Consider the following 26,451-nt stretch of genomic DNA (forward strand, 5'->3'; position numbering starts at 1 on the left):
TTGAATATGAATGCGGTTACAATTGTCATAGGCTCCATTTGTATATTAATGATTGCCTACCGTTTATACGGGACATTCATAGCACTCAAAGTATTAAAACTCGATGATTCCAAGCCGACTCCGGCCCATAAATTAGAAGATGGAAAAGATTATGTTCCAACAAATAAATGGGTGGCATTCGGCCACCATTTTGCAGCCATTGCAGCGGCTGGTCCTTTGGTGGGGCCGATCCTTGCTGCACAATTCGGCTATTTGCCAAGTTTATTATGGCTTTTGATCGGAGCTGTAATCGGGGGAGCCGTCCATGATGCCGTCGTGCTTTTCGCGTCGATGCGAAAAGACGGCAAATCCCTTTCGGAAGTTGCGAAAGAAGAACTTGGACCTGTAGCAGGCTTCTGTACAGGACTCGCGATGCTTTTTATTATTACGATCACGATGGCAGGACTTTCAATGGTCGTTCTGCATGCTTTGGAAAATAATCCATGGGGGACGTTTGCTGTCGGGATCACCATTCCCATCGCCATGGGTGTAGGGCTTTACCATAAAAAAACCGGCAACCTGAAAGGGGCGACCATCGTCGGGTTCGCGCTCATCATGGCCGCAATTTTACTTGGTCCGAACATTCAAGGAACGGCACTTGGTGAATTATTGACACTTGAAGCGAGCACACTTGCCATCATTTTGCCAATCTATGCTTTCTTCGCTGCCGCATTGCCTGTTTGGCTGCTGCTGGCACCCCGTGATTACTTGAGTACTTTTATGAAAATCGGTGTATTTGCCGCATTGATTATCGGCGTTTTCGTGGTGAATCCAGAAATCCAGTTTCCTGCGTTTACTGAATTCATTAATGGCGGGGGCCCGATTGTAGCCGGTCCTGTTTGGCCATTCATTTCAATAACCATCGCCTGTGGGGCAATATCAGGATTCCATGCATTTGTCGGATCAGGCACAACTCCAAAAATGTTAAACCGTTGGAGTGATATCAAATCCGTTGGTTTTGGAGCGATGCTTGTCGAATGTGTCGTTGCCATCATGGCTTTGATTGCCGCGGTTTCGCTGCAGCCAGGGGATTATTTTGCGATTAACTCTTCACCTGAAGTGTTTCAAACTTTAGGTATGGAAACCGTACACCTTAACGAACTTAGTGAAGAAATCGGCATTAATCTGGAGGGACGGACAGGCGGGGCCGTTACACTTGCTGTCGGCATGACCTATATTTTTACCGAAATACCCTTCTTTCACAAACTGGCTTCGTTTTTCTTCCAATTCGTCATCATGTTCGAGGCGGTGTTCATATTAACCGCAATCGATTCGGGGACACGTGTTGCCCGTTACTTAATCCAGGACTTCTTCGGGGAGTTCTACAAACCATTAAAAAGGGTCGACTGGTTGCCGGGTAACATCTTCGCCAGCGCGTTAGCCTGCTTTATCTGGGGATATCTACTTTACTCTGGGGACATTGGTTCGATCTGGGCACTCTTTGGCGTATCCAACCAGCTCATGGCTTCGATTGGACTCATCATCGGTGCGACCGTCGTATTGAAAATTGCAGACAAACGCTGGTATATCTGGACATGCCTCGTACCCCTTGCCTACTTATATGTAACGGTTAATGTAGCAGGGTACTGGATGGTGAAGAACGTATACCTGAACCCGGACTCTGCAGGATTCAGCATCTTGAACGGAATATTATCGATCACCATGTTAATCCTAGGCTTGATCATTCTGGTTGCCGCCTTGAAAAAATGGCGGGAGCTCTGGAAAATCCCTCAAGCAGAACTATTGGAAAAATCAGCATGATAAAAAAGATCCGGGCGGAAGCTGCCCGGATTTTTGTTCGAAAATGACCTCAATTCCGTTTTCCTTAAAATCAAGACACAAAAACCTGAAAAAGGAAAGTATCAATAACCCCAACTTTGTTAATGATAGCAAATGAGGAGGTGTGATAAGATGGCAAAAGATGTTCTATGTGAAGTGAATAATTGTAAATATTGGGATTCTGGAAACAAATGCAGTGCAGATGCTATTTATGTTGTAAGTCATAAAGGGAATCAAGCATCAAATAGCGAAGAAACGGATTGCAAAACATTTGATCCAGAAATTTAAATCCATCGGGGTAACCATCAAACTGGTTACCCTTCTTTCATATTTATTATTGATAATAAAAATCATTTTCATTCAGGATTATAGAAATTCATTTTATTTTTCTTCATGAAAAGGATATTTGGGCGATATATACGTAAGATTGATCGATATAATCGTGAGTTTGAGCGATTATATCGAAAGTTAGGGCGATATATCGAGAGTTTGAGCAGTTTACTCGTGAATTTGAGCAGTTTACTCGTGAGTTTGAGCAGTTTACTCGTAAGTTTGTGCTATTTACTCGTGAGTTTGAGCAGTTTACTCGTGAATTTGAGCGATTATATCGAAAGTTTTGGCGATATATCGAGAGTTTGAGCACCTTACTCGTGAATTTAACTGTTTTACTCGTGAGTTTAAGCACTTTACTCGTGAATTTGAGCAGTTTACTCGTGAGTTTGTGCTATTTACTCGTTAATTTAAGCAATTTACTTGTGAAACGCAATTTACACATGAGCTTGAGCTACATACCTTCAAACTTCATTTCTTTACTTTTGAAATGGTGAGACCATCACCGATTGGAATAAGCAGGGATTCCAATTGAGGATGATTGGCTACCGTTTCATTGAATGCCTTCATAAATGCAGTATAATGTTTAGGTTTATTATCCTGATCGGCGACACTTCCTCCCGCAAGTACGTTATCCATGACGATTAAAGTACCCGGTTCTGCCAGTTTAATGCAATATTGCAGGTGATTTTCATAATTGTCCTTGTCAGCATCTATAAAGAAAAAATCAAATTTCCTGTTATCACGAACGAGTTTTTCCAGGCTTTGCAGAGCTGCTCCGGTCATATATGATACTTGATCGCCAAAGCCAGCTTTGGATAGGTTGCCATAAGCTAACTTTGCGTATTCCTTCTTTAATTCAAGGGAGGTTAATTTTCCTTCGCTGCCGAATCCCCTGGCTAGGCAAATCCCACTATAGCCCCCAAGAGCGCCTATTTCCAAAACATTTTTAGCTCCTGAAATGGATATCAGCATGGTAAGGAGTTTTCCAGATGAGGGAGATACCGATATGGACGGCATTCCGTTTTCTTGTATGGACGTAATGACTTCTTCCAAAAGGGCATCTTTGGTATAAAACACTGAATCGATATAACTGTTAATTTGTTTCAATCATCATTTCCATTCCTTTTTTACCATTATTGGAAGTTTCCTTCTTATCGGCTGCTTCATTTTCTTGTATTTCAAATAATTGAATGAATTTGTTGATTAACATATCAATGGCTTTTAATTCACCGACTAAGATTTGATTAATGGATTGAAATTCCGGTTTATCTAACTGTTCCTTAATGGTTGAACGTTTAAGATTCATCATTTCTAAAAAAGCAATTGCCCTTCCGCTGCGAAACGTTTTTGGGCCACGATGGTGTGAACCATGGTCTTTTCCTTTGAAATGCTCACCACCGGATGTCCATCTTTTGTGAATTTTTCATTTCTCATGTTAAAACCTCTTTCTGTGTATAAGTTTGTATACAATTTTTATCTTATGTTAAATGTATGTATACATATGTATACAAAATGTTAACTGATAATCGAATAGAAAAATCAAAATGCAGTTTATAAAAGGTTTGTCTAAATTGTGAATTCGTTATTTAGAGAAGTAAAAAAGTACTTACATCCAAAGAAATTTTTTTGTTATAGTTACAAATAGACCGGTTGGTATGGCGGGGGTGTGCTACGGAAATGGATACAAAATCGTTGATAATCGATCATGCAACGGTTCTTTTCCAATAAAAAGGATATAAAGGTGTTGGACTAAGCGAAATCTTAAGAGTATGTAATGTTACGAAAGGTTCGCTTTATCACCATTTTCCTAATGGAAAAGAGGAATTATTAATTGCTTGCCTTCATTCTTTGAATGAAGTAATTACGATGGATATCGTGGATATTTTTGAACGGTATCCGACAATGTTAGAAGCGACAAATTCTATGATTGATAAGCTAATCGTCAACTTAGAAAGTGAAGGGACGATTACGGGTTACACATTTAGCAGCATGGTAAGTGAAATGGCCACATTAAGCGATCCTGTACGAAAGGCTTGCGCCGAACTATATGCGAAAATTCAAGGGATTTATTTTAAAAAGCTAATGGAAGATGGATATTCAAAAGAGTTAGCTTCCAATATTGCATTGATGATGACAGCCTCTATCGAAGGGGCAATGATGCTTTGTTTGGCCGAAAAATCGGCAAAGCCGCTAAAAGTAATTTTACAATTGTTACCCAATATATTGAAGGAGTTTTAACAAGTGGATAATAAAAGTATTAAAACAGGACCGATAATGGCTGCTCTTTTGGTAGCAGGCTTTGCTGGGCTATTTAGTGAAACCGCATTGAACATCGCCTTAGGTGAATTGAGCCACATTTTTGGCGTGGATGCGACGACAATACAGTGGCTTGCAACAGGCTACTTTTTAACGCTTGGCATTTTAGTGCCAGTAACAGGAATTTTAATGCAAAAATTCACAACACGCCAAATGTTCATGGCGTCTTTATTTTTTTCGATCATCGGAACGGTCATCGCTGCAGTAGCGCCGGTTTTTAGCGTGTTATTGACGGCCCGTGTCATTCAGGCAGCTGGACTGGCGATCATTTTGCCGTTGACGCAAAATGTCATTTTCACGATTTTCCCACCGAATAAACGCGGCGGGGCAATGGGTGTGATGGGCTTAGTCATCTTGGCGGGTCCCGCATTCGGTCCTACATTAGCAGGGATGATTTTAGATACGTTATCATGGCCTTGGATATTCTGGTTTACGATTCCGTTCTTGTTATTCTCGCTTATCTTCGGCTATATCTATATTCCGAATGTCAATGAAACTCGACAAGTATCAATCGATATCTTGTCAGTTGTGTTATCGACGATTGGTTTTGGTGGAGTTGTATACGGTGTAAGTGTAGGCGGGGATCATGGTTGGACGGATATGACGGTAATTTGCACGATCATCGTTGGTTTGATCGCCCTAATTCTCTTTGCAATCCGTCAAACGAAGATGGAAAACCCAATGTTGATTTTAAAAGCATTCAAATACCCACTATTTGTACTGGGTCTTGCGATGAACATGATTACGTTCCTTAACATGTTATCGATGCTGGTTGTGTTACCAATGTATATGCAAATGGCGTTATTGGTGTCTGCGTTCGCTACTGGGCTGATCATGCTGCCAGGCAGTCTATTAAACTGTGTTTTTGCCCCAATAATCGGCAAGCTATTTGATAAATATGGACCTCGTGCCGTGATTACACCAGGAACGATGCTGGTTGTCATTGGCTACGGGCTATATGCAATGTATGGAACAGACACAGCACCATGGATCATGATGGTTACGCATATCGTGATGATGCTTGGTATAGGCATGGTACTTGCTTCAGTACAAACGAATACATTGAATGCATTGCCAAAACAATTCTATCCGGAAGGCATCGCGATTACGCAAACATCTCAACAAGTATCAGGGGCAATTGGGATAGCGGTCATGGTTTCGTTATTCTCTGCGAACCAAAATGGCTACTTGACTGATGTGGCAAATGATTTACCGGCAGCCGCTGCCTCAGGTTCATCACTTGTATTTAAAATTAGTTTGATTTTCGCCATCGTGAATGTGGTGCTTTCATTGTTCATGAAAAAACCGAAGTAACATCTGCTCAAAGTGAAAATTCGATTCGATAATCAAAATAAAAACAGTCACCATTCAAACGGGTGATCTGTTTTTAATTTTGAACTTTACTAAGTAGATCTAAAAGCTGTTGTTTTTCCGCCTCATTCAAGTTGGCAAACTGTGATGCCTGAAAATGCTCTTGTTTTGGAACAACTTCATGAAAAAACTCTTTTCCTTCCTCAGTCAATGAAAGGTATTTTGTTTTCCATTCCTGTTCCCGTTTAATCAATCCCAACTCTTCCATTTTCCTTAATAGTTGAGTGATATTGCCTTTTGTCACAAAAAGCTTGTTTGCCAGTTCTTGCTGAGACAATCGTTCATGGGAACCCACTTGAACCAAGATATCGAATTGGGCTGCCGATAGATTCCATTTCTTTAAATGTTGATTGGATTCCCGAATGCTCTGGTTATATATTCGTGTTATTCGGAACCATAACATTAAACCTAGTCGTTCCTCATTATTAGATGTGGAGGGATTCGTTGTGTTTTCTTTCATGAATGTCACCTCATTCTTTCTTTGTCACAATCAGTTTATGAATAAACCAATTTGGTGTCAAATGCAAAAACTTCCATCTTCGATACAAAGAAACCAGTATTATCATTTGATACTGGTTTCTTTGATTCCTTTATTATGTGGTCGTCAGTTTAGCAAAGATGATAAAAAACAGTGTTAATTCGCCTATTATCACAATATTCGGTACCACGACAAACAAATTAAAAATAAAAAAGGCTGCTAAAATCCCTAAGAATAACCCTAAATGATATATTTGCAACCGCTGGTGCTTGTGTCTATATTGGTGGAAAACAAAAGTGGTTGAAATGAAATAGAGCAATACGGAACCAAAAACGAAATAGAGGATAAATGAATAATGGACCTCATGTAAAAACAATAATCTGATGGCTGCTGCAATCATGCTTATAGACATTAAAATAAACAGGTGACCATAAATGATAATTTGACCGGAAGATTGTACAGACTTGTCGACTTTCTTCTCCATGTTATCGAAATATTGCCACCACATAGCTATTATCAAGGCAAATGAAATGATGGAAAAGGCTATCGAATCCCAATTTCCTTGTTTAGGTTGAATGACCGCAAGGGTGCTGATAAGAGCTTCCCCAAAGAGAATGATGGTAAATAGACCAAAGCGCTCTAACAAGTGGGCCGTATTTGTAGGAACATTTTCCAAGCACTTTCTTCCAATAATTGGGATAATGATATCGATCAGGATGCCCAAATACAACACAGCATATCGAAGCCAAGAATCAAAAAGGACGGAGAATAATGAAATGACGATTCCAATCCAAAAATACCTTCCCAAAAAGAGTGCTGCTTTTTTTCGAAATCCCTCTTCTATCCGCTGTACAACAAGATATTGGATAGCAGTCACGGCTCTTAAGCCAATATAACCAATTAAAAAAGAAAGATAATAAGGATCAAAATCAGCTGATAAGCTTGATGTCATAATTAGGACAAAAAGCATTTGCAGTATCAAGAATATCCGTTGATGAAATACATCCTTTCCAAACCGGTTAATAAATATGGTTTGCCCTACCCAAGCCCACCAGATAGGAATAAAAATCAACACGAACTTTAATAAATACTCTGGATGGATATATCCATCTTCAACATGCAGTAAAACATGAGTTGCACCTGCAACGGCCGCCACAAATAACAAATCATAAAAGAGCTCTAACCATGTAACTTTCTTTTCATCCATTTCTGCACGCCTCCCAATCGACTTATAGTTTATAGTATCTTGTAAATATTCAGGAAATGGAAGGGGGTCCAATAAACTTTGGCACGTGCAATTTAGAATTCATGATCAATAATAGGAAGTTCTTTTTACCCAGCTATCACGTTTTTCCATATTTATTGATTAGGAATAACATCACTTTTTTGCTTTGAAAACGGACCAAACGGACCGCTCATGCAGGAATTGGTAGAAATCGGTAGAACTTTTTCCTCATGCACCAAAAATAGCCCGGCCCGGACAAATTAACGCATGGGATAATGAAGAGTTTGTTAAAGCAATCGAAGAAACTGGTAAAAAACAACTTATCATCGCGGGTGTAGTTACAGATGTCTGCGTTGCTTTCCCGGCACTTTCCGCTTTGAACGCAGGTTATGAAGTATTCGCTGTCACTGATGCTTCTGGAACAGTCAGCAAACAGGTAGCTGATGCTGCATTATCGCGTATGGCCCATGGTGGTGTGCAGCTTATGAACTGGTTTAGCGTAGCGTGCGAATTACAACGTGATTGGCGCAACGATGTCGAAGGTTTTGGTGCTTTACTTTCCAGCCAGCTTCCCGGTTATCAAAACATAATCGGAAGCTATAGGGGAGCTCAGCGCGACTTCAGCAAGATATAAAGATAACGCACTGATTGAATGAAGGAGGGGACATTTGTTCCCTCTCAGACTGTAGGCAAACTTGATGAAAATCGAGTCTGCCTACAGTTTTTTTTATGATTAATAGAATTTGTCCTCTTCAGGCACTCGCTTTCCGCGGGCGGTCCGGGAGCCTTCTCGGCGCTCTCTGCGCCTGCGGGGTCTCCCTGGACGCGCTTTACCCGCAGGACTCTCGCACACCCGTTCCAATCAATTGCAACTTATTTAATATTAAAAATTGCAGGCGAACTCGCATTCTTCGTGTTTGTCGAACTAATGGGAATGATCATCCCGAATCCTTTTACCGAGGTGATTTTTACAAATTTTTTAAAACAAAACTTGGTTATACTCCATGATTTTTTTATTGTTTTCTATGGGATGAAACCTTATTGGATTGAAGAAATTTGCGACACTCCTGCCGAATAACTGGCTAGCCGAGACCCCACAGACGCTTGCGTCGAGGAGGCTTGGCAGACAGTCGGCGGTCCGGGAGCGGATTTCTGAAATCTAGAACTTTTTGAGGGTTTGTAAAATATGAACGGTGTTTTCCCTTTCATTTTGATTTGGTGAAGAATGCGTATTCCGAATTCTATCGCCAAAGTTTAACCCCTTTAAAACGGCTCATCATTCCAAACCCTCAGCTTCACCCTGCCCCCAGACTTCTATATCAAGCATTCCAATATGCCTCAAATTGTACATAATAGCCTCCTCTAAATATTTTCTTTGTATTGTAAATCGCTTACGAAACAAATAATGTCTTAAGAAAAGATGCGGTATTGTGCACAAATGTTTAAAGAGTATATTATTGTGCAGTACCTATGACAACATTCGGACTTAGAAACGCTACATTTTTAATAAGAAGTGAGATATCGTAGAAGCAGGGAGAGGGATTGAGAATGTTTTTAGATGAAAGAAGCGCCAATTTACTAAAACTATTACAGCATTCGCCCATTTCAAAAATGAAAGAACTTGAAGCCCAAACAGGTCTGACGAGAAGGCAAATCCAATATGGTCTGAGCAAAGCGAATGACTGGCTCCAATTTCATGGATATCAACCGATTCAATATAATCGTGAAATGGGCTACTCCTTTTCTGAAACAATCAGGGATGAAGAATTGAATGTAAAACTGACAAAACGCAATTATATATTTTCAGAGACAGATAGGGAAAAAGTTTTTTACCTCATGATCCTATTAAGCCCAGAAGATTTGTCCGTCTATCATTTCCAGACGATCACCGGGCTTTCACGAAATACGGTGTTGAAGGATTTAAAAAGGCTTAAAGAGAAAAACAGGGACATATCGCTCAAGGTCAAGTATTCCAAACAAGATGGCTACGTGGTGATTGGGGAAAGCCGAGTAAAGAGATATATCATTGAACGTCTCCTGCATGATGTACTGAACAGTCCCAATAGTGAATTGATCATGGAGTGCATATGGGGAAATCATGAAAAGCAAATCAGCTCGATCCGGTTACAGCTTGAAAGGATCGAACGTAAATTAGGCATCACCTTTACGGATGAACGGCTTCATGAACTGAGCTATTTATTTCTATGTACAGATCAGCTCATAGGAAAAGGGGAAGAGTTACAGGCCGACCAGAGCTGGGCTCCGTTTGTTGCGACGGAAGAATACAAAATGGTTGAGGAAATGACCAGAACGAATGCCTTTCAATCAGTATGGAGCGAAACGGAAAACTTATACGCAACCTTACATTTACTGAGCATGAATCGAACGAAGGACATTTCCCCTCTTAAGGATGATGAAGTCATTCAACATCTTTTACAGGAAATCGTGGAAGAGTTCGAGAGGCTGGCATTTGTTCACCTGAAAGACAAAGAACAGCTATGCCAACAATTATACGTTCATTTTAAACCGGCATATCATCGTCTGCGGTATGGTCTCCCGCAAATGAACCCGATGACGGGACGGGTGCAGAAGGTCTATCCTGAACTGCACCATTTGACAAAAAAATCCCTGTGGGTGTTGGAGAAAGAGATTGGCTGTCCAGTATCAGAAGAGGAAGTGGCATACTTCACGATCTATTTTGGCGGCTGGCTGCGCAGGCAAGGGACCACATTGGATGATCGAAAACGGGCGATTGTCGTATGCCCGAATGGTATTGGCATCAGCAATATCCTCATTTATACATTGAGGGAATTATTTCCGGATATTTTGTTCCTGGATGTTCTGTCAGTAAGGAACGCGGCTGAATACCCACTGTCGTACGATCTTGTTTTTTCAACGGTGCATATGAGAACAAAAGCGGCATTATTTGTTGTACCGCCCATTTTGGAAATGCAGGACAAACATACATTGCGCCAGCAGGTCATGCAGGAGTTGTATGGATATACGACGGAAAGTGTGGATGTTGCAGCTTTATTAAAAATCATTTCCAAGTATGCAACCATCCATGAAAAGGATCAGCTTGAAAAGGCTTTGAAGTCGAATGTGTATACCCATACACCAAAAATAACCCAATTTTCTTTAAAGGAGGCAGAGAAGCCTGTGTTAGAAGAACTGCTCAATATGCAAACGATTCAATTACGGCAGCATGTTTCCGATTGGAAAGAAGCCATTCGAGTAGCGGCCAAGCCTCTCGTGGACTTAGGAACCGTCGAGGAACGATATGTGGATGCAATGGTCGAGGCGATAGAAACGAATGGACCATATGTAGTGATAACGCCTGGAGTGGCGATTCCCCATGCACGTCCGGAGCAGGGGGTCAGGTCTTTATCCATGAGTTTGCTGAAATTGGATGAAGCCGTTGACTTTGCGCCGGATAAACCGGTTCGCCTGATCATCATTTTGGCGGCCGTAGATAATGATTCGCATCTGCGGGCATTGATCCAGCTCACTCAATTATTGAATGAACCAGCCAATATAGAAGAAATCTTACGCACTTCAGATAAATCGGTCCTTATGGAGTACGTTCATAAATATTCGAAGGAGGAAGCGGAATGAAAATCATGGTAGTATGCGGGAACGGATTGGGAAGCAGTTTCATCATGGAGATGAATGTGAAGAAAGCATTGACGGAAATGGGGAAGACGGCTGAGGTGGATCATACGGATCTTGCATCCGCAAAAACGGTTCAGGCGGATATTTTCCTGGGAGCGGCGGATATTGTCGGTCAGCTGGATGATGGAACCCGGACGATCGTCACACTGGAGAACATGATGAGCATCCCTGAAATCAAATCTAAATTGGAAATGCATGTAGGATAAAAAAGGAGAGATTGATATGAAGAAAATCATGGTAGTATGCGGAAACGGATTGGGAAGCAGCTTCATCATGGAGATGAATGTGAAAAAAGCGTTGACGGAAATGGGGAAGACGGCCGAGGTGGATCATACGGATCTTGCATCCGCAAAAACGGTTCAGGCAGATATTTTCCTGGGAGCGGCGGATATTGTCGGTCAGCTGGATGATGGAACCCGGACGATCGTCACGCTGGAGAACATGATGAGCATTCCTGAAATCACATCGAAATTAGCTTCGCATCTATAAGAAGAAAACATAAAGAAGAGGGGGAGAGGCAATGCTGGAACTTATCATGAATGACATCTTGGGTACACCTTCCATACTTGTGGGGCTGTTTGCCCTCATTGGACTGCTGTTACAGCGGAAATCCAGTGCGGATGTTGTATCTGGAACGCTAAAAACCGTCATGGGCTTCATTATCATTGGAGCGGGAGCCGCAGTGCTCATTGGCGCCCTTGATATATTCAGTAAAATGTTCGATCATGCATTCAATGTACAAGGCGTCATACCTAATAACGAAGCCATTGTCGCAGCCGCCCAAAGTGATTTTGGGACTTCGACTGCACTTATCATGGTTTTTGGTATGGTTGTCAATGTTTTGCTAGCCCGTTTCACGCCATTTAAATATATATTCTTAACGGGACACCATACCTTATTCATGGCTTGTTTACTTGCAGTCACCCTATCGGTCGGCGGGCTCAACGGATTTCCGCTTATCTTGGTCGGTTCCATTCTATTAGGAGTATGCATGGTGATGTTCCCAGCCCTCCTTCAGCCATACGTACGGAAGATTACCGGAAGCGATGATTTTGCCATCGGCCATTTCGGGACAATCGGATATTTTGTATCCGCGACTGTTGGAAAATGGTTTGGAAATAAGGAAAAAACAACAGAGCAAATCAAGGTTCCTAAATCTTTAGGATTCCTGAGGGACACATCAGTCGCTGTATCGCTTACGATGACGATGTTCTTTGTGATCGTCGCATTGTTTGCGGGACAGAACTATATTGAAACGAAATTATCCGGCGGTTCGAACTTCATCGTCTTCTCTTTCATCCAGGCGATAACATTTGCTGCAGGAGTCTACATCATCCTTGCAGGGGTACGGATGTTAATTGCTGAAATTGTCCCTGCATTCAAAGGGATTGCCGATAAGGTGGCGCCGAATACAAAACCTGCATTGGACTGTCCGACCATCTTTCCATTCGCTCCAAATGCAGTGATCATCGGGTTCCTATTCAGTTTCTTGGCTGGACTATTATCCATGTTCCTCCTTCCGGTACTTGGATTGAAAGTAATCGTTCCGGGGCTCGTACCGCATTTCTTCACCGGAGCTGCAGCAGGTGTATTTGGAAATGCCACAGGAGGCAGACGCGGAGCGATGCTTGGATCCTTTGCCAACGGACTCATCATTAGTTTCCTGCCGGCGATACTCCTGGTCTTCTTGGGGGATGTAGGGTTTGAAGGTACCACATTTGGTGATTCGGACTTCGGTGTGGTAGGTCTCTTCATCCTAAGCGTCATGAAACTTTTAGGATTATCCTAAACTGTTATACTGATAAGGTACATGAAAAAAAATAAGTGAATGAAACCAACAGCCTAAGATCTTATAGATAATGGGCTGTTGGCATTTTCATCATCATTCGGATTTTTGAGGTGATTTGCATGACCAACAAGGCAATTGTGCTCGATTTGGATGGCACGACATTGAACGAAAGAAATACTGTGAATGAGACGCTGGAACAATACATAGGTGAACTTAGGGAAAGCGGTAAGCTGATTTTCATTGCAACAGGAAGAACGCTGGAAGAAGTGAGGGACGTTTTGCCGTCCGGCATGGAAGCCGATGGAATGGTGACCGCCAATGGAATGTCCGTATTCATCGGAAAGAAACAGATAGTCGAACACGCCCTGTCGACGGAACTTGTGGAGGAATTGGTAGCCAAAGCAGGAGCGGAAGAGATTTTTTACGAAGTTCATCCGAACGATGGAACACGGATGGCATTACTTAAAGATAAAGACTATATGGTTAAACAAGGTTTGATGCCAAAGCCTGAGACAGTCGATGAAAATGAATGGCTATCAAGACAGGATGCAGTGGATGACAAAATAAGATGGTCAGAACAACTGGATATAAGCAGCGTAGCCAAAATCTACTTCTTCAGCAATGAAATGAATACGATTCGAAAATGGAAAGCGGAGTTGGGGAAAATCAAGCAGTACAATGCATTTACCACAGCTTCCTCCACCCATCATAATGTAGAAGTCACCGTGGAAGGCATCACAAAAGCAACAGGCGTTCAACTGCTGCTGAAGCATTTCCAGCTAGCACCCGAAAATATCCTGGCAGTAGGCGATGGCGAAAATGACCTCCCGCTATTTAAACTCGCCGGGCATTGCGTGGCCATGAAAAACGCCACTGACCTGGTCAAAGAACAAGCAGATGAAGTGACGGAGTATTCATATAGAGAAGATGGGCTGTATCGCTTTTTGAAGGAAAAGTTTCACTGAAATAACCTGGAAGGAAAAGAGGATCCAATCTTGTTCGTAAGATTTGAACGTTGATTGGAACGTAGGGCACTCGCTTTCCGCGGGCGCTCTTTGCGCCTGTGGGGTATCCCGTGGACGCGCTTTTCCCGCAGGAGTCCCGTACCTTCCGTTCCAATCAACTGGATTGTTTTTTTAAGAAAAAACTGTGTCTGATCTCATTCCGAACAATGATATTAAAGCAAGACTAGATTATCCTCAATGGTTTGAAGAACTTTGCGACACTCCCGCCGAATTACCCGCTAGCCGAGACCCCACAGGCGCTTGCTTCCGAGGAGGCTTGGCAGACAGTCGGCGGAAAGGGAGCGGATTTCTGAAATCAACTCCGAACGTTTTTTTGAATTGCAGGCATTTCAAGGTTTCGGTTACGGGTTAATCTTTACGGCCGTCACTTCCTGGGCTGTTGAAAATATACCAGAGGTTAAACAATCTACGAGAATGGGCTTGTTCCAAAGTTTATATTCTGCTGGAATGTTTTTGGGACCCGTCCTAATCGGCATCTTGATTGAAGTGTTTTCAAGATCCACAGGTTACCTGATCATGGGGGCATTATCAATTGCTTCTACGATTCTTATTAATACCTCCAAAAACGCTCAAAAAAAGAAGCTTCTAATGAAGAATTTCCTCTTGAAGAGATGCTGATGGAAAGAATTCTTTTAAAAGGCAAGGATAAAAAGGGCAGACCTTAACGGGTTTGCTCTTTTTTATTTACTTTGCTTAAAGTTCAACTTCAAGCCCGTGCCGAATCCGTACTTCACTTACTTCATAATAAACAATAAAATCCATGTAGGTTGCCTTAATGGCCAAAATGATTTTTATTCACAAAATTTTATTAATATTGACGGTATCAATCTATGACTTTATCATAACAACAGGATAATGATAATCATTTTCAATTATGAATATATTCGTTGGATAAGAAGTTAAATAGGTATAGATGACGGAAAGGGTGCAAAAAATGAGAGAATCTAGAAAAGTAAGAACATTTGGGGGAGGAGCATTCATCCTGTTATTTACGATTATGATGGTGTTATCAGGATGTAATAATTCTCAAAAAACAACAGAAGCAGAGAAGACATCTGCCGAAACAAGTAATCAAGAAATAAGGACGATTAAGCATGAAATGGGAGAAACGGAAATTAAAAATACTCCTAAAAAAATAGTTGCGCTTGAGTTATCTTTCGTTGATTCTTTAAATGCTCTAGGAATAAAACCTATCGGTATTTCAGATGACAACAAAAAAGATATGATTACAAAACTCGTAGGTCAAGAAATGGATTATACTTCTGTAGGAACACGTGAACAGCCTAATTTAGAGGTCATCAGTTCTTTACAGCCGGATTTAATCATTGCAGATGCTGAGCGGCATAAAGGGATTTATAAAGAGTTGCAGCAGATTGCTCCTACTGTTGTCTTAAAAAGCCGGGAATCTACCTATCAAGAAAATCTGGATTCTTTTAAAACGATTGCAAAGGCAGTAAATCAGGAAGGTGCTGCAGAAAAAAGATTGAGCGAGCATGAAAAAACGATTAAAGAACTTAAAGCGAAACTTACTGTTGATTCAAATATGACGGTTTTACCTGCAGTTGTACGGGATACTTCATTCCAAGCTCATACTTCTTCTTCTTATGATGGGGAATTGCTTGAACGCATGGGATTGAAAAATGCGATTCAGCAGGAACAGCCACATGCCGAGATGAATCTGGAGCAGCTTGTCGAGATCAATCCGGATGTGCTGCTTTTGGCGAACAATGAGGGAAAGTTACTTACTGATGAGTGGAAAGACAATCCTCTTTGGAAAGACCTGAAGGCTGTGAAAAACGGACAAGTGTATAGTGTCGATCGAGATTTATGGACGAGATACCGTGGTGTTGTATCCGCAGAGGCCATTGCTAAAGACACTTTAAACATGCTTGGTGAAGAATAAGGAACAAAAGCGAAGTAAGAGATCTAATTCTTACTTCGCTTTCCATTAGGTTTAAATTTAGTTAGGAAGTGTGTTGTATAGTCAATGGAAACTGTAGTTAGAAGTAAAATGAACGTGTTATGTACCGCTATAGCTGGAATCGTTTTGCTAATTTTAGGAGTCATGGCGAGTATATCTGTGGGAGCGGCCGATATAGATGCATCAATGGTTTTGAAGTCCTTTTTTGAGGTCGACTCGTCCAAGGAACAGACTATTATAAGGACCCTACGTTTACCCCGGGCTTTAGTTGGAGCATTGGTCGGTGCCAATTTAGCGGTGGCGGGTGCTCTCATGCAGGCCATTACCCGGAATTCATTAGCTTCCCCACAAGTGTTTGGTGTTAATGCAGGTGCCTCATTTTTTATTGTGTCAGCTTTTGTTTTCTTTCCTAACCTTTCTTCCGTTTCTCTAGTTTGCGTGGCATTCATTGGTGCAGCAGTGGGAGGGATGGCAGTCTATTCTTTTGCTTCGGGAGGGGGAATGACCCAAGTAAAGCTGGCATTGGCTGGAATGGCTGTTCACTTTTTCTTATCTTCTTTAACGCAAGGCATGATCATCTTTAATGAACAAGCGAAAGATGTGCTCTATTGGTTAGTCGGGTCCATTAATGGGAAAACATGGGCACATGTTAACATGATTCTTCCTTGGTCTTTTTTTGGGCTAGTTGTCGCTGTCTTGTTCTCTCGATCTGTTTCTATCCTTGTCTTAGGAGAAAATATGGCGCAAGGACTTGGGCAACGGGTGTACCGAATCCGTATTTTAGCAGGAATATTGGTGATCATTTTGGCAGGATCTTCGGTTGCCGTCGCAGGCCCAGTGGGCTTTGTAGGTTTGATCGTTCCTCATATCGTCAGGAGACTGGTGGGCGGGGATTATCGAAGAATCATCCCTTTTTCTGCATTATTCGGCGCTTTACTTTTAGTTTACGCAGATATGCTCGCCCGGTTTATCGCTTATCCTTTTGAATCGCCGGTAGGCATCGTAACAGCTATAATCGGTGCGCCATTCTTCCTTTATTTAGCGAAGAGAGGGAGGAATATCAAGCAATGAAACTAAAACGGACATTTGGGTTGAAATCAACTTTGCACCTTTATTCTATTCTCCTATTGCTGACGGTTACCATGCTGATTTTAACAATGGTGAGCCTGGGATTAGGGGCCATTTATATCTCACCTTTAGAAATTATCCAAAATTTCCTTGGAAATGGCATGCAAAGTCAAGCATTCATTCTGCACAACTATCGCATACCGCGTATTTTAATTGCCGTGATAGTGGGGGCCGGATTGGCAACGGCTGGAGCCATTCTGCAAGGAGTCCTTAGAAATCCATTGGCTTCCCCAGATGTGATTGGGGTAACAAAAGGGGCCGGTTTGGCAGCTGTTATCGTCATTGTTTTATTTCCGCAATCGCCCATTATCATACTGCCCCTTTCAGCTTTTATCGGAGCGGCGGTCATGGCGGCAATTTTGATGATATTCGTTTATAAAAAAGGAGCTCAACCAAATACAATAGCTTTGGTGGGAATTGCTTTAGGGGCAATATGTCAAGCGGGGATAGAGTATTTCATGGTCAAGTTCCCGGATGATGTAAATACGACACTGCTCTGGTTGACAGGCAGTCTATGGGGAAGAGGATGGGATCAAGTATTCATTTTGCTTCCATGTCTTGTTCTTGTCCCGGTATTGATTGCATTAACTTCTAAAATGGATGTACTGAGCCTTGGAGACGAAATAGCCACAGGTCTCGGTGAAAGATCAAAATTACTGCGTTATATTTTACTGGGTGTTTCTGTCATTTTAATCGGAGTCTGTGTAGCAGCGGTTGGTTCCATCGGGTTTATTGGTTTAATTGCCCCACATATTGCCCGGAGAGTGGTAGGGTCAAAATTCAAGGTTTTACTTCCTGCTTCTGCTCTTTTTGGTTCTATCTTTCTACTCGTTGCCGATAGCCTGGGAAGAGGATTATTCCCTCCAATAGAAATACCCGCCGGAATTATCACTGCGGTGATTGGAGTGCCATATTTTTTATACCTATTACGTCGTGAACGAAAAATAACATAAGGAAGGCTGGCGATCATGACAACATTATCAGCAGAGCATCTTTCTCTCTCTTATGGCTCAACTCAAATCATTGATAATATCGATTTAGAAATTCCTGAAGGTAAGATCAGTATAATCATTGGTTCCAATGGTTGTGGCAAATCTACCATTCTACGTTCTCTAGCTAGATTATTAATACCTCAGCAAGGCACGATCTATTTAGATGGAAAAGCTATTCATCATCAATCTTCCAAGGAAGTGGCAAAGAAATTGGCTATCTTACCCCAAGCTCCGGAAGCTCCTGAAGATATAACCGTTAAAGAACTATGCTATTATGGCAGGCATCCGCACAAAGGCTTATTTTCCAGACAAACCCCAGAAGATCATGCTATTGTCGACCGTGCATTATCAGCAACAAAAATGACGGAATTTGCTGATCGGACATTGGATGCATTATCCGGAGGACAAAGGCAAAGGGCATGGATTTCGATGGCTTTGGTGCAAGAAACAGATCTTTTACTGTTAGATGAACCTACAACCTATCTAGACTTAGCACACCAAATTGAAATATTGGAATTACTGCGCGATTTAAACGTAACTTATGGGCGCACGATTGTCATGGTTCTGCATGATTTGAATCAAGCGGCACAGTATGCCGATCATCTGATTAGCATCGTTAAGGGAAAGATCTATAAAGAGGGACCGCCTGAAACGGTCTTTACAAAAGAGATGATCAAGGACGTCTTCAGGCTGGAATGCTGTATTATTGAAAATCCTGTTGATCAAACGCCTCTTTGCATTCCAATTGGTTTATCTCAAGATCATTAGAAAAACTATTTCTAATAAAGGTAGAGATGCATCTAGAGTCTATCGGAGGCAAGAAAACATCAGGGGGATTTCCCATCCCCCTGATGCTTTTTTGTTCTTATTTATTTCCTGGAGCAGGTTGATCGACCCCTTTAATTCTATGTCTATGCCCATCATCTTCCGTTGTGTAAAAATCATAATAATGAACGTGCATTCCATTTCCAACCGGAATGGGTGGTCCTGAATATGCCTTATAATAATGGGAATGTCCATCCTCAAATAACACATATCCTTCAGTATAATGAATATGTCCTCCCTCTTGTGATGGAATTGGGGGGGATGTTACATCCAAACATTGATGGACATGGTCGTCCGCTATGGAAGTATAATCAACAGATCCATGATTATGATGTGGTACAAACCCAGATACAAAATCATTTTTTCCTACGTTATTCAATCTCTTCACCCCTTGTACTTGAATAAACAAAAGTTTTATAAACTATATGCTCGGAAAGATTCTTAATGACAAATTTTGAGGGATTAAAACGTGGAGAACCACAATCATCATAAAATAAATCCACAGTTAAATGATAAAATAGATAGACTTATACAATAAAGGAGACTTATTATCTTGGAAGCCAAATGTGTTAAATTCTATGAGTTTGGGAATCCGCAAAAGGTTTTAAACGTTGAAAATAAATGTATTCAAAAACCTTCCGAGGGGGAGGTCCTCGTTCGGATGACCACACGTCCCATTAATCCGTCTGACTTGCTGCCCATTCGCGGTGCATATTCCCACCGAATTCCCTTGCCTTCCATACCTGGTTATGAAGGGGTCGGCATTGTGGAAGAGGTGGGTCCATCGGTTTCGAAAGAGCTGATAGGCAAGCGTGTTCTGCCTTTGCGCGGTGAAGGGACCTGGCAGGAATATGTTAAAACATCTGCGGAACTGGCCATCGTCATTCCCGATTCGATCGAGGATTATATAGCAGCGCAATTATATATAAATCCGATAACCGCATGGTTAATCTGTACAGAAGTATTAGCATTGAAACCGGATGATGTATTACTCGTAAATGCTTGCGGATCTTCCATTGGCCGTATCTTTACCCAGTTATCCAAGATTCTTGGATTTAAGCTGATTGCTGTAACGAGAAACAATAAGTATACGGAAAAACTGCTTAAACTTGGTGCGTCATATGTGATCGATACGTCCCGATCATCATTGTGTGATACAGTGATGGAATGGACGAATGGGCGCGGGGCGAAAGCGGCCATAGATTCAGTGGGCGGCATCGATGGTTCAGAGCTAGCTTATTGCGTTCGGCCTAATGGCACCTTATTAACGATTGGCCTTTTATCAGGACAGTCTGTTAATTGGGCGAAAATTTCACAAAGGACAAAAGTGAATGTTGACATGTTTCATCTTCGGCATTGGAATCAGCAGGCTTCCGTTCAAACTTGGCATGAAACGTTTCACCTATTGATGGGGTTCATTAATGATGAAAGGTTGAAGTTCATGATGCCGGATTCCTACTACAGCCTTCAAGATGTGCAAGAAGCCATTATTGTAACCGAAACCAATGAGAGCAATAGAGGGAAGCTTTTTTTAAACAACTGATTTTGCAATGCATCCACTATGTGGTTTGCTGATTGAACGGATGAAGCATTCATCTTGGAGCTCTTCCAATAGGTTCCTAAGGTAAATGGAAATGGCCCCTGATAATATGGAATTACTTGATTACCTGTAAGGTGCTAGTTTAGAATGCGGAATAGAACATGTTGATACATGATACGACTTTGGAGGAATACTTATGAAAACAATATATGTGAATGCTACATTTTTTACTATGGATAAGGAAAATCGAATCTTTGAAAACGGCATGATGATTGTACAAGATCATACCATATCTTACATCGGCCAGCATGATGAACAACAATTGGCAGATGCAGATCAAGTGGTCAACCTTGGCGGGAAATGGATTATGCCAGGTCTTGTGAATGCCCATTCGCATATTGTAATGACCCTTTTACGCGGTATCGGGGACGATATGCTGCTGAAGCCATGGCTTGAAACGAAAATATGGCCGATTGAAAGCCAGTTTACAACGGAAATCGCCTCTGTAAGCTCTCAGCTTGGCATTATGGAAATGATGAAATCAGGAACCACGACATTTTCGGATATGTTTAATCCTAATGGAATAGATGCAGGTGCTGTCATGGAGACGATAGGCGAAACAGGAATGCGCGGAGCCTTTTCCTACACGATCTTCAGCTTGGGTACCGAAAAAGACCAAAAAGCGAACCTCATGGGGGCTGAGCAATTTTCAAAAAACTATAAAACGTTTGCCGATGGCCGCATGACTACCATGGTTGCACCACATAGCCCATATGCCTGTACACCTGAAGCGATTATGGAAAGTGCACGGATTGCAAAAGAGAATGATTTGATGGTGCACATTCACGTATCGGAAACGGACTTTGAAATCCTCGACATCGAAAAAGTTTACGGATCCCGTCCTGTCGAGCACCTTCGCCGTCTAGGACTGTTCGATCAGCCTACCGTGATGGCACATGGTGTGGTTCTCAACGATGAAGAGCGGGCGATACTAAAACAGCACGATGTTCGCGTTGCCCATAATCCAATCAGTAACCTGAAGCTCGGATCTGGAATTGCCGATGTCGTCAGCCTTCTTGATGCAGGCATTAAAGTGGGAGTAGCAACAGATGGCGTCGCCTCCAATAACAACTTCGATATGTTTGAAGAAATGAGGACCGCTGCATTACTGCAAAAAGGAATGTATAAGGATGCCACTAAATTCCCGGCACAAACAGCACTCGCCATGGCCACTAGAATGGGCGCCGAAGCCATTGGCATGGGCCATACAGGGTCACTGGAAGCTGGTAAAAAAGCAGATTTCATCACCATTTACCCATATGACAAAGAACATCTGCAGCCGCTGAGTGAAGCCTATTCGCACCTGCTTTATGCAGCACGCGGAAATGATGTATGTGATGTATACATTGATGGCAAAATGGTCGTGAAAGATGGCCGCTGCTTAACGATCGATGAAGAAAAAGTAATCGCCGAAACGAATCGTCTGCAAGGTACCCTATCACGATAACCATGATGGGAAAACAAACGTATGCACAGAAGAAGGAGCTGCCATTTGCAGCTGCTTTTTTTTATGGATTCAATGAAGGGCCGGGAATGGGGTGGAGGACGAATTAATCGGTTGTAGGACGGAATAAAAGGGTTTTGGGTTCAAAGGATTATTAGGTTATTTACCAATTCAACAGAAAACGCAAATATAAAAGGAGGGGATACAAGGAATAGATTGATATTAAGAAGTGGGGTTACTTTAAATAACTTGTCACTTATCACAGTAGGTATCTGCTTTCTTAGCATATTCCTCATTTGTAGAATTTCTTCTTTTAATACAGTAATAAGGTTGGGAACAATGTAAAAAGGTTTACTAAAGACCCTTTACAATAAACCGATATACTATGTGAAATTGTTTATATTAAGGGGTAATAAAGTATCCTTAAAAAAACTATTATCCCAAATATTGACCTAGATCCATTATTTTGGTAAGTATTTATCATATATTATCAAAAAAAAATAGAACGGAAGCACTGTTAAAAAGTGAAGTACACCAGTCTTTTGATGAGTTGAAAATTTTCAATTCGAAAAATAATGAATTGAATAATCTAATCATTAATGAGATAACGAATCTTAATAAAGAGTTATCTAATATTTTTGGGAAGATAGATCCAAATGTCGGGTTAAATATAGTGATATTTGAGCAATTAGAGGAATTACAAAAGTATGGTGAATTAGAAAATATCGGAGCTTTTTTTGATAATAATTATAATTTAATAGCCTTGGAATAACCCGATTCCCTTAATAGAGAAGCAGATGAATGGTTCTTTAGAAAAGATTTACGCCACGAGTATACACATTATTTTTTGGCTAAATATCTTAAGGAAAATAAAATTAAAGACGTTCCGAAATGGTTTGATGAAGGATTAGCCGAGTACGTTGCAGTTACCATGGATGGAGTTGAGGCTACGGACCCATTATCTGAAGTAATTAATTTTGAATTGTTGAAGAGCAGGGAAGATTGGGCAAAGCAAAGAAGAAAACATAAAGAGTTATATGCCCAATCTCATTATGGAATTAGATATATTATTGAAAAAAATGATTTGGAAATATTTAAGGAAATAATAGATGATAGCTATAATTTAGGTTTTCCAAAATCATTCAAAAGACATACTAACATAGAGATTAATGAATTGCATAAGTTCATCAATTGAGGTATTACAGGTGCTGAAAGGTTGTTTCCGTTAATGGTAAAAGGAGGACAAGATGAATGGAAAGTGAATCTTCAGTGTTAAAGGAGCATTTGCATCAACTGGAGGAGAAATTGTTAAAATCTGAAGTCCGTACATCTCCAAAAGAGCTTTCATCATTATTGAAAGATGATTTCTTCGAGTTCGGCAGTTCGGGTAACATATGGTCTAAAAGCGATTTTTTGGGGCAAGAGGGGGCCGCAGCGGTTAAAATGACACTAAGTCAATTTGATATGCATCAATTGTCTGATGATACCGTGTTAACCACGTACCGGATTTTTGATGAAGATAAAGTGGAACATACCCTAAGGAGTTCAATCTGGAAATGTACGAATGGAAGATGGCAAATGTTTTTTCATCAAGGCACAAAAACGAAAGGGCCTCTTTAAGCCCTGATAGTGAAATATCATAAAAGATCGTAAGTGAAATGAGTTTTACCTATTTGAAAACTATTTCACTAAAATGATAGGGGTGGATGAAGCTGATCTTTCGGACCATTGATACGGACAAAGATAAAGATATTATCATTAAATTCAGGAAAGATTCTTTTGTTGTAAGTTTTGGATCTGAAGATGGTTTTGGAGATGAAAATACATATCTGCAAAGAATGAAAGAAAGGGTCCGCAAATTTCCGGATGGACAAGTGATCATTGAAAAGGACCAAGAACCGATTGGACAAATGGAACTTCAAATTCGGGAGTATGAAGGAACTGAAATCGGCTATGTGAATCTATTTTATCTTATTCCCGAATTCCGGAGTAAAGGCCTTGGCAAGGAATTGGTTCGCTACGCAGAAAACTTTTTCAGGCAATTCAATGTATCCGAATATCATTTAAGGGTTTCTCCGGATAATCAAAGGGCGATTCGTTTATATACGAGTTCAGGCATGTTGAAGATAAGCGAAGAAAATGAAAAATACCCTGTATGGAGAATGAGCAAATCATTATGAAATAGAAGTATAAATTATATTAATATAATTAAAAAAGTGTCAATTCACTATACTGTGAAAATATTTAGAACAATGAAATATATGGTTGACTTTAGAGAAAATTGAATATATAGTGAAGGACATAATTAAATATAACGTTAATTCTTATCAAGAGATGTGGAGGGACTTGGCCCTATGATACCTCGGCAGCGGGTTTTTACTTTGTAAAAATACTGTGCTAATTCCAACGGACGAAAGTTTGAAAGATAAGAAGGAGCTTTCCTTAGATAATTAATTTAAGAGTTTACTCTTTTTTATGTCTAAAAGAGGCCTCTTCTGTCTGATGACGGAAGAGGCCTCTTTTGTTTATTCAAAATGTATATGGTTATTTGGAGAATGGGTGCAGTTACTCATGAGTTTCGCGCAATTGCTCGTGAAATTCGAGCAGTACTCGTAATTGTGATCATAAACTCGTGAGCTTTGAGCAGTTACTCGTGAGTTTCGCAGATTTACTCGTGAGTTTGGCGTAGTTACTCGTGAGTTTCACGCAGTTACTCGTAAATTTCGCAGAATTTAACCCTATCATTATGAAACTTTGCAAAGCTCTTCTCTCTGGATAATGAATTCGTACAAATAAACAGCATGGGGGGAGATTGGATGATTGAGTTTCAAAATGTTAAAAAGGTTTATCAAACAAAGAAACAGACTGTTGAGGCTTTGAAGGGCATTAATTTGACAGTGGAAAAGGGGGATATATTCGGTGTAGTCGGTTACAGCGGGGCCGGGAAGAGTACGTTGATCAGGTTGGTCAATTTGCTTGAACATCCTTCAGATGGACAGGTGATTGTTGGGGGCAAGGATTTAACCAAATTGAACCCGAAGGAATTACGGGCAGAAAAGAAAAAAATCGGGATGATCTTTCAGCATTTCAATTTGCTGAATTCAAAGACCGTTTTTGATAATATCGCCATGCCGCTGATTTTATCGGGAACTCCGGCTAAAGAAATCAAAAAGCGGGTAGCCGAGCTGTTGGAGTTCGTTGGCTTATCAAGCAAAGCAAAGAGTTATCCGGAACAATTATCCGGCGGTCAAAAGCAGCGGATCGGCATTGCAAGAGCATTGGCTACCAATCCATCAATCTTATTGTGTGATGAAGCTACATCTGCATTGGATCCACAAACAACGAGTGCAGTTCTGCAGCTCTTAAAGAAAATTAATAAAGAATACAATATTACCATTCTGCTAATCACTCATGAGATGTCTGTCATCAGGGAAATTTGCAATAAGGTAGCGGTCATGGAGGGCGGATGCGTCGTTGAACAAGGTTCGGTTTTCGAAGTTTTTGCCAAACCGCAAACGGATATTGCAAAAAACTTCGTGAGAACGGTCATACATGATGAGATTCCACAAAGTTTCTTAAAAGGCATAGGGTCCCACATTCCGATTATTTGGAAAATTAATTTTATTGGGACTACTTCGGGTACTCCTTTACTTTCAACGATCTCGAAGAAATATGATGTTCATTTAAGTGTTTTATCAGCCAATATTTCTGAAATCCAGGAAACGCCTTTCGGGAATTTGATCATTGAAGTGACCGGGAACAAAAATGAGGTGGACAAGGCTTATCAATATATTAAAGATGAGGGGATTCTCGTCCAGGAGGTGCAGATAAATGGGTAATACGCTTTGGGGAATGGAAATAACGGCAGATCAGCTGTCGACAGCTTTCGGTGACACACTTTATATGGTAGCCATCTCATTGGTATTTTCCGGATTGATTGGGCTTCCGCTCGGCATCCTGCTTGTCATTACAAGAAAGGGTCACATCCTGGAGAATAAATGGATCTTCAATGTATTGAACCCCGTCATCAATATATTACGGTCGGTTCCTTTCATCATCTTGCTTGTAGCACTTATTCCGTTTACCAGAATGATTGTCGGCAGTGCGATCGGAACGAATGCGGCCATTGTTCCGCTAATCTTTTACGCGGCTCCTTATATTGCCCGGCTTGTGGAGAACTCCCTGTTGGAAGTGGACAAAGGCATCATCGAGGCAGCACAGGCGATGGGGGCGACGACATGGCAAATCATTTATCGCTTTTTGATTCCCGAGGGACTTAGTTCGTTGATCCTTACATTTACAACAGCGACAATCGGGCTTGTTGGATCTACGGCCATGGCAGGTGCCGTCGGTGCAGGCGGGGTCGGAGATCTGGCTTTGGCTTACGGTTATCAAAGGTTCGATACGATGACGATGGTCGTCACAGTGGCGGCACTCGTGATCATCGTTCAATTATTGCAATCCACCGGGAATTTCGTTTCAAGAAAAATCAGAAGAAGATAAAAATAACAGGA

25 protein-coding genes, 4 pseudogenes and 1 riboswitch are annotated in these 26,451 nt (G+C 41.2%); of the genes and pseudogenes, 24 read left to right on the top strand and 5 right to left on the bottom strand.

Going from position 1 to position 26,451, the window contains the following annotated elements; genetic code table 11:
• The first annotated feature begins 6 nt into the window (after positions 1–6).
• Positions 7–1,800, top strand: a complete 1,794-nt coding sequence (gene cstA / locus QFZ73_RS16280; protein WP_307268140.1) for a carbon starvation protein CstA — start codon at positions 7–9, stop codon at positions 1,798–1,800.
• Positions 1,801–1,950: 150 nt separating this feature from the next.
• Positions 1,951–2,106: a DUF1540 domain-containing protein gene (locus QFZ73_RS16285; RefSeq protein ID WP_307268143.1), complete on the top strand. Its 156-nt coding sequence runs from the start codon at positions 1,951–1,953 to the stop codon at positions 2,104–2,106.
• Positions 2,107–2,619: 513 nt separating this feature from the next.
• On the opposite strand, the gene QFZ73_RS16290 is transcribed toward QFZ73_RS16285, so the two are convergent.
• Both QFZ73_RS16290 and QFZ73_RS29160 read right to left on the bottom strand, forming a co-directional pair.
• Entirely contained in the window at positions 2,620–3,258 is a 639-nt protein-coding gene (locus tag QFZ73_RS16290) for an O-methyltransferase (RefSeq protein ID WP_307268146.1), read from the bottom strand.
• Positions 3,245–3,585: pseudogene (locus QFZ73_RS29160) on the bottom strand (hypothetical protein). The gene QFZ73_RS16290 and the pseudogene QFZ73_RS29160 overlap by 14 nt, the downstream one beginning before the upstream one ends.
• A gap of 306 nt (positions 3,586–3,891) precedes the next feature.
• Here QFZ73_RS29160 and QFZ73_RS16300 point away from each other — a divergent pair.
• The 3 genes and pseudogenes from QFZ73_RS16300 to QFZ73_RS16310 form a co-directional block, all read left to right on the top strand.
• Positions 3,892–3,978 (top strand): annotated as a pseudogene (locus tag QFZ73_RS16300) (TetR/AcrR family transcriptional regulator); the annotation flags it as partial.
• A gap of 39 nt (positions 3,979–4,017) precedes the next feature.
• Entirely contained in the window at positions 4,018–4,389 is a 372-nt protein-coding gene (locus tag QFZ73_RS16305; protein WP_251430260.1) for an LmrA/YxaF family transcription factor, read from the top strand.
• A gap of 36 nt (positions 4,390–4,425) precedes the next feature.
• Positions 4,426–5,781 (top strand): DHA2 family efflux MFS transporter permease subunit, encoded by a 1,356-nt coding sequence (locus QFZ73_RS16310; protein WP_307272834.1) that lies wholly within the window; start codon positions 4,426–4,428, stop codon positions 5,779–5,781.
• Between the two features lie 73 nt (positions 5,782–5,854).
• On the opposite strand, the gene QFZ73_RS16315 is transcribed toward QFZ73_RS16310, so the two are convergent.
• Both QFZ73_RS16315 and QFZ73_RS16320 read right to left on the bottom strand, forming a co-directional pair.
• Entirely contained in the window at positions 5,855–6,298 is a 444-nt protein-coding gene (locus QFZ73_RS16315; RefSeq protein ID WP_251430263.1) for a MarR family winged helix-turn-helix transcriptional regulator, read from the bottom strand.
• Between the two features lie 133 nt (positions 6,299–6,431).
• A complete protein-coding gene (locus tag QFZ73_RS16320) occupies positions 6,432–7,523 on the bottom strand; it encodes a low temperature requirement protein A (protein WP_307268155.1) in 1,092 nt (363 codons plus the stop codon).
• Between the two features lie 183 nt (positions 7,524–7,706).
• Here QFZ73_RS16320 and QFZ73_RS16325 point away from each other — a divergent pair.
• From QFZ73_RS16325 to QFZ73_RS16375, 11 genes and pseudogenes are all read left to right on the top strand, one after another.
• Positions 7,707–8,175: pseudogene (locus tag QFZ73_RS16325) on the top strand (isochorismatase family protein); the annotation flags it as partial.
• 914 nt (positions 8,176–9,089) lie between these two features.
• A complete protein-coding gene (locus QFZ73_RS16330; RefSeq protein ID WP_307268158.1) occupies positions 9,090–11,156 on the top strand; it encodes a BglG family transcription antiterminator in 2,067 nt (688 codons plus the stop codon).
• On the top strand, positions 11,153–11,419 hold the full coding sequence (locus QFZ73_RS16335; RefSeq protein WP_048883162.1) for a PTS sugar transporter subunit IIB: 267 nt from the start codon (positions 11,153–11,155) through the stop codon (positions 11,417–11,419). Before QFZ73_RS16330 ends, QFZ73_RS16335 begins: the two co-directional genes overlap by 4 nt.
• A 16-nt stretch (positions 11,420–11,435) precedes the next feature.
• Complete coding sequence (locus tag QFZ73_RS16340) at positions 11,436–11,702, top strand: PTS sugar transporter subunit IIB (RefSeq protein ID WP_048883161.1); 267 nt, start codon at positions 11,436–11,438, stop codon at positions 11,700–11,702.
• 31 nt (positions 11,703–11,733) lie between these two features.
• Positions 11,734–13,002: a PTS ascorbate transporter subunit IIC gene (locus tag QFZ73_RS16345; protein WP_307268199.1), complete on the top strand. Its 1,269-nt coding sequence runs from the start codon at positions 11,734–11,736 to the stop codon at positions 13,000–13,002.
• A gap of 119 nt (positions 13,003–13,121) precedes the next feature.
• Entirely contained in the window at positions 13,122–13,967 is an 846-nt protein-coding gene (locus QFZ73_RS16350; protein ID WP_307268202.1) for an HAD family hydrolase, read from the top strand.
• A 300-nt stretch (positions 13,968–14,267) separates the two neighbouring features.
• Positions 14,268–14,645: an MFS transporter gene (locus tag QFZ73_RS16355; RefSeq protein ID WP_307268205.1), complete on the top strand. Its 378-nt coding sequence runs from the start codon at positions 14,268–14,270 to the stop codon at positions 14,643–14,645.
• A 316-nt stretch (positions 14,646–14,961) separates the two neighbouring features.
• On the top strand, positions 14,962–15,930 hold the full coding sequence (locus QFZ73_RS16360) for an ABC transporter substrate-binding protein (protein ID WP_307268208.1): 969 nt from the start codon (positions 14,962–14,964) through the stop codon (positions 15,928–15,930).
• A gap of 84 nt (positions 15,931–16,014) precedes the next feature.
• Complete coding sequence (locus QFZ73_RS16365; RefSeq protein ID WP_307268210.1) at positions 16,015–17,019, top strand: FecCD family ABC transporter permease; 1,005 nt, start codon at positions 16,015–16,017, stop codon at positions 17,017–17,019.
• Positions 17,016–18,029 (top strand): FecCD family ABC transporter permease, encoded by a 1,014-nt coding sequence (locus tag QFZ73_RS16370; protein WP_307268213.1) that lies wholly within the window; start codon positions 17,016–17,018, stop codon positions 18,027–18,029. Before QFZ73_RS16365 ends, QFZ73_RS16370 begins: the two co-directional genes overlap by 4 nt.
• A 15-nt stretch (positions 18,030–18,044) precedes the next feature.
• Positions 18,045–18,836 carry an ABC transporter ATP-binding protein gene (locus tag QFZ73_RS16375; protein WP_307268216.1) on the top strand — a complete coding sequence of 264 codons (792 nt, stop codon included), beginning with the start codon at positions 18,045–18,047 and terminating at the stop codon, positions 18,834–18,836.
• Positions 18,837–18,933: 97 nt separating this feature from the next.
• Here QFZ73_RS16375 and QFZ73_RS16380 read toward each other — a convergent pair whose 3' ends face one another.
• A complete protein-coding gene (locus QFZ73_RS16380; RefSeq protein ID WP_251430290.1) occupies positions 18,934–19,272 on the bottom strand; it encodes a YmaF family protein in 339 nt (112 codons plus the stop codon).
• A 174-nt stretch (positions 19,273–19,446) separates the two neighbouring features.
• Here QFZ73_RS16380 and QFZ73_RS16385 point away from each other — a divergent pair, with 174 nt between their 5' ends.
• The 8 genes and pseudogenes from QFZ73_RS16385 to QFZ73_RS16420 all read left to right on the top strand — a co-directional run bounded on the left by QFZ73_RS16385 (position 19,447) and on the right by QFZ73_RS16420 (position 26,440).
• Positions 19,447–20,436, top strand: coding sequence for a zinc-dependent alcohol dehydrogenase family protein (locus QFZ73_RS16385; protein ID WP_307268224.1), 990 nt, complete (start codon positions 19,447–19,449; stop codon positions 20,434–20,436).
• 193 nt (positions 20,437–20,629) lie between these two features.
• Positions 20,630–21,940, top strand: a complete 1,311-nt coding sequence (locus QFZ73_RS16390) for an amidohydrolase family protein (protein WP_307268226.1) — start codon at positions 20,630–20,632, stop codon at positions 21,938–21,940.
• Positions 21,941–22,403: 463 nt separating this feature from the next.
• Positions 22,404–22,709, top strand: coding sequence for a hypothetical protein (locus tag QFZ73_RS16395; RefSeq protein WP_307268229.1), 306 nt, complete (start codon positions 22,404–22,406; stop codon positions 22,707–22,709).
• A gap of 57 nt (positions 22,710–22,766) precedes the next feature.
• Positions 22,767–23,132, top strand: a pseudogene (locus QFZ73_RS16400) (hypothetical protein); the annotation flags it as partial.
• A 56-nt stretch (positions 23,133–23,188) separates the two neighbouring features.
• Positions 23,189–23,557: a nuclear transport factor 2 family protein gene (locus QFZ73_RS16405; RefSeq protein WP_251430302.1), complete on the top strand. Its 369-nt coding sequence runs from the start codon at positions 23,189–23,191 to the stop codon at positions 23,555–23,557.
• 86 nt (positions 23,558–23,643) lie between these two features.
• Positions 23,644–24,117, top strand: a complete 474-nt coding sequence (locus QFZ73_RS16410) for a GNAT family N-acetyltransferase (protein WP_251430305.1) — start codon at positions 23,644–23,646, stop codon at positions 24,115–24,117.
• Positions 24,118–24,258: 141 nt separating this feature from the next.
• Positions 24,259–24,369: riboswitch (SAM riboswitch) on the top strand.
• Positions 24,370–24,753: 384 nt separating this feature from the next.
• Positions 24,754–25,776, top strand: a complete 1,023-nt coding sequence (locus QFZ73_RS16415; RefSeq protein WP_307268237.1) for a methionine ABC transporter ATP-binding protein — start codon at positions 24,754–24,756, stop codon at positions 25,774–25,776.
• Between the two features lie 13 nt (positions 25,777–25,789).
• Entirely contained in the window at positions 25,790–26,440 is a 651-nt protein-coding gene (locus QFZ73_RS16420; protein ID WP_056523294.1) for a methionine ABC transporter permease, read from the top strand.
• Positions 26,441–26,451 lie beyond the last annotated feature (11 nt).

Origin of the sequence: Peribacillus sp. V2I11, from assembly GCF_030817135.1 — a bacterium.
GTDB classification, from domain to species: domain Bacteria; phylum Bacillota; class Bacilli; order Bacillales; family DSM-1321; genus Peribacillus; species Peribacillus simplex.

What these genes read in the sequence shown, in the direction of transcription:
- QFZ73_RS16305 (WP_251430260.1), top strand. Translation starts at nt 4,018, where the DNA reads ATGGATATCGTGGATATTTTTGAACGGTATCCGACAATGTTAGAAGCG.
- QFZ73_RS16320 (WP_307268155.1), bottom strand. Translation starts at nt 7,523, where the DNA reads ATGGATGAAAAGAAAGTTACATGGTTAGAGCTCTTTTATGATTTGTTA.
- QFZ73_RS16375 (WP_307268216.1), top strand. Translation starts at nt 18,045, where the DNA reads ATGACAACATTATCAGCAGAGCATCTTTCTCTCTCTTATGGCTCAACT.
- QFZ73_RS16415 (WP_307268237.1), top strand. Translation starts at nt 24,754, where the DNA reads ATGATTGAGTTTCAAAATGTTAAAAAGGTTTATCAAACAAAGAAACAG.
- cstA (WP_307268140.1), top strand. Translation starts at nt 7, where the DNA reads ATGAATGCGGTTACAATTGTCATAGGCTCCATTTGTATATTAATGATT.
- QFZ73_RS16370 (WP_307268213.1), top strand. Translation starts at nt 17,016, where the DNA reads ATGAAACTAAAACGGACATTTGGGTTGAAATCAACTTTGCACCTTTAT.
- QFZ73_RS16360 (WP_307268208.1), top strand. Translation starts at nt 14,962, where the DNA reads ATGAGAGAATCTAGAAAAGTAAGAACATTTGGGGGAGGAGCATTCATC.
- QFZ73_RS16390 (WP_307268226.1), top strand. Translation starts at nt 20,630, where the DNA reads ATGAAAACAATATATGTGAATGCTACATTTTTTACTATGGATAAGGAA.
- QFZ73_RS16350 (WP_307268202.1), top strand. Translation starts at nt 13,122, where the DNA reads ATGACCAACAAGGCAATTGTGCTCGATTTGGATGGCACGACATTGAAC.
- QFZ73_RS16330 (WP_307268158.1), top strand. Translation starts at nt 9,090, where the DNA reads ATGTTTTTAGATGAAAGAAGCGCCAATTTACTAAAACTATTACAGCAT.
- QFZ73_RS16340 (WP_048883161.1), top strand. Translation starts at nt 11,436, where the DNA reads ATGAAGAAAATCATGGTAGTATGCGGAAACGGATTGGGAAGCAGCTTC.
- QFZ73_RS16310 (WP_307272834.1), top strand. Translation starts at nt 4,426, where the DNA reads ATGGCTGCTCTTTTGGTAGCAGGCTTTGCTGGGCTATTTAGTGAAACC.
- QFZ73_RS16345 (WP_307268199.1), top strand. Translation starts at nt 11,734, where the DNA reads ATGCTGGAACTTATCATGAATGACATCTTGGGTACACCTTCCATACTT.
- QFZ73_RS16410 (WP_251430305.1), top strand. Translation starts at nt 23,644, where the DNA reads ATGAAGCTGATCTTTCGGACCATTGATACGGACAAAGATAAAGATATT.
- QFZ73_RS16315 (WP_251430263.1), bottom strand. Translation starts at nt 6,298, where the DNA reads ATGAAAGAAAACACAACGAATCCCTCCACATCTAATAATGAGGAACGA.
- QFZ73_RS16335 (WP_048883162.1), top strand. Translation starts at nt 11,153, where the DNA reads ATGAAAATCATGGTAGTATGCGGGAACGGATTGGGAAGCAGTTTCATC.
- QFZ73_RS16420 (WP_056523294.1), top strand. Translation starts at nt 25,790, where the DNA reads ATGGAAATAACGGCAGATCAGCTGTCGACAGCTTTCGGTGACACACTT.
- QFZ73_RS16285 (WP_307268143.1), top strand. Translation starts at nt 1,951, where the DNA reads ATGGCAAAAGATGTTCTATGTGAAGTGAATAATTGTAAATATTGGGAT.
- QFZ73_RS16405 (WP_251430302.1), top strand. Translation starts at nt 23,189, where the DNA reads ATGGAAAGTGAATCTTCAGTGTTAAAGGAGCATTTGCATCAACTGGAG.
- QFZ73_RS16365 (WP_307268210.1), top strand. Translation starts at nt 16,015, where the DNA reads ATGGAAACTGTAGTTAGAAGTAAAATGAACGTGTTATGTACCGCTATA.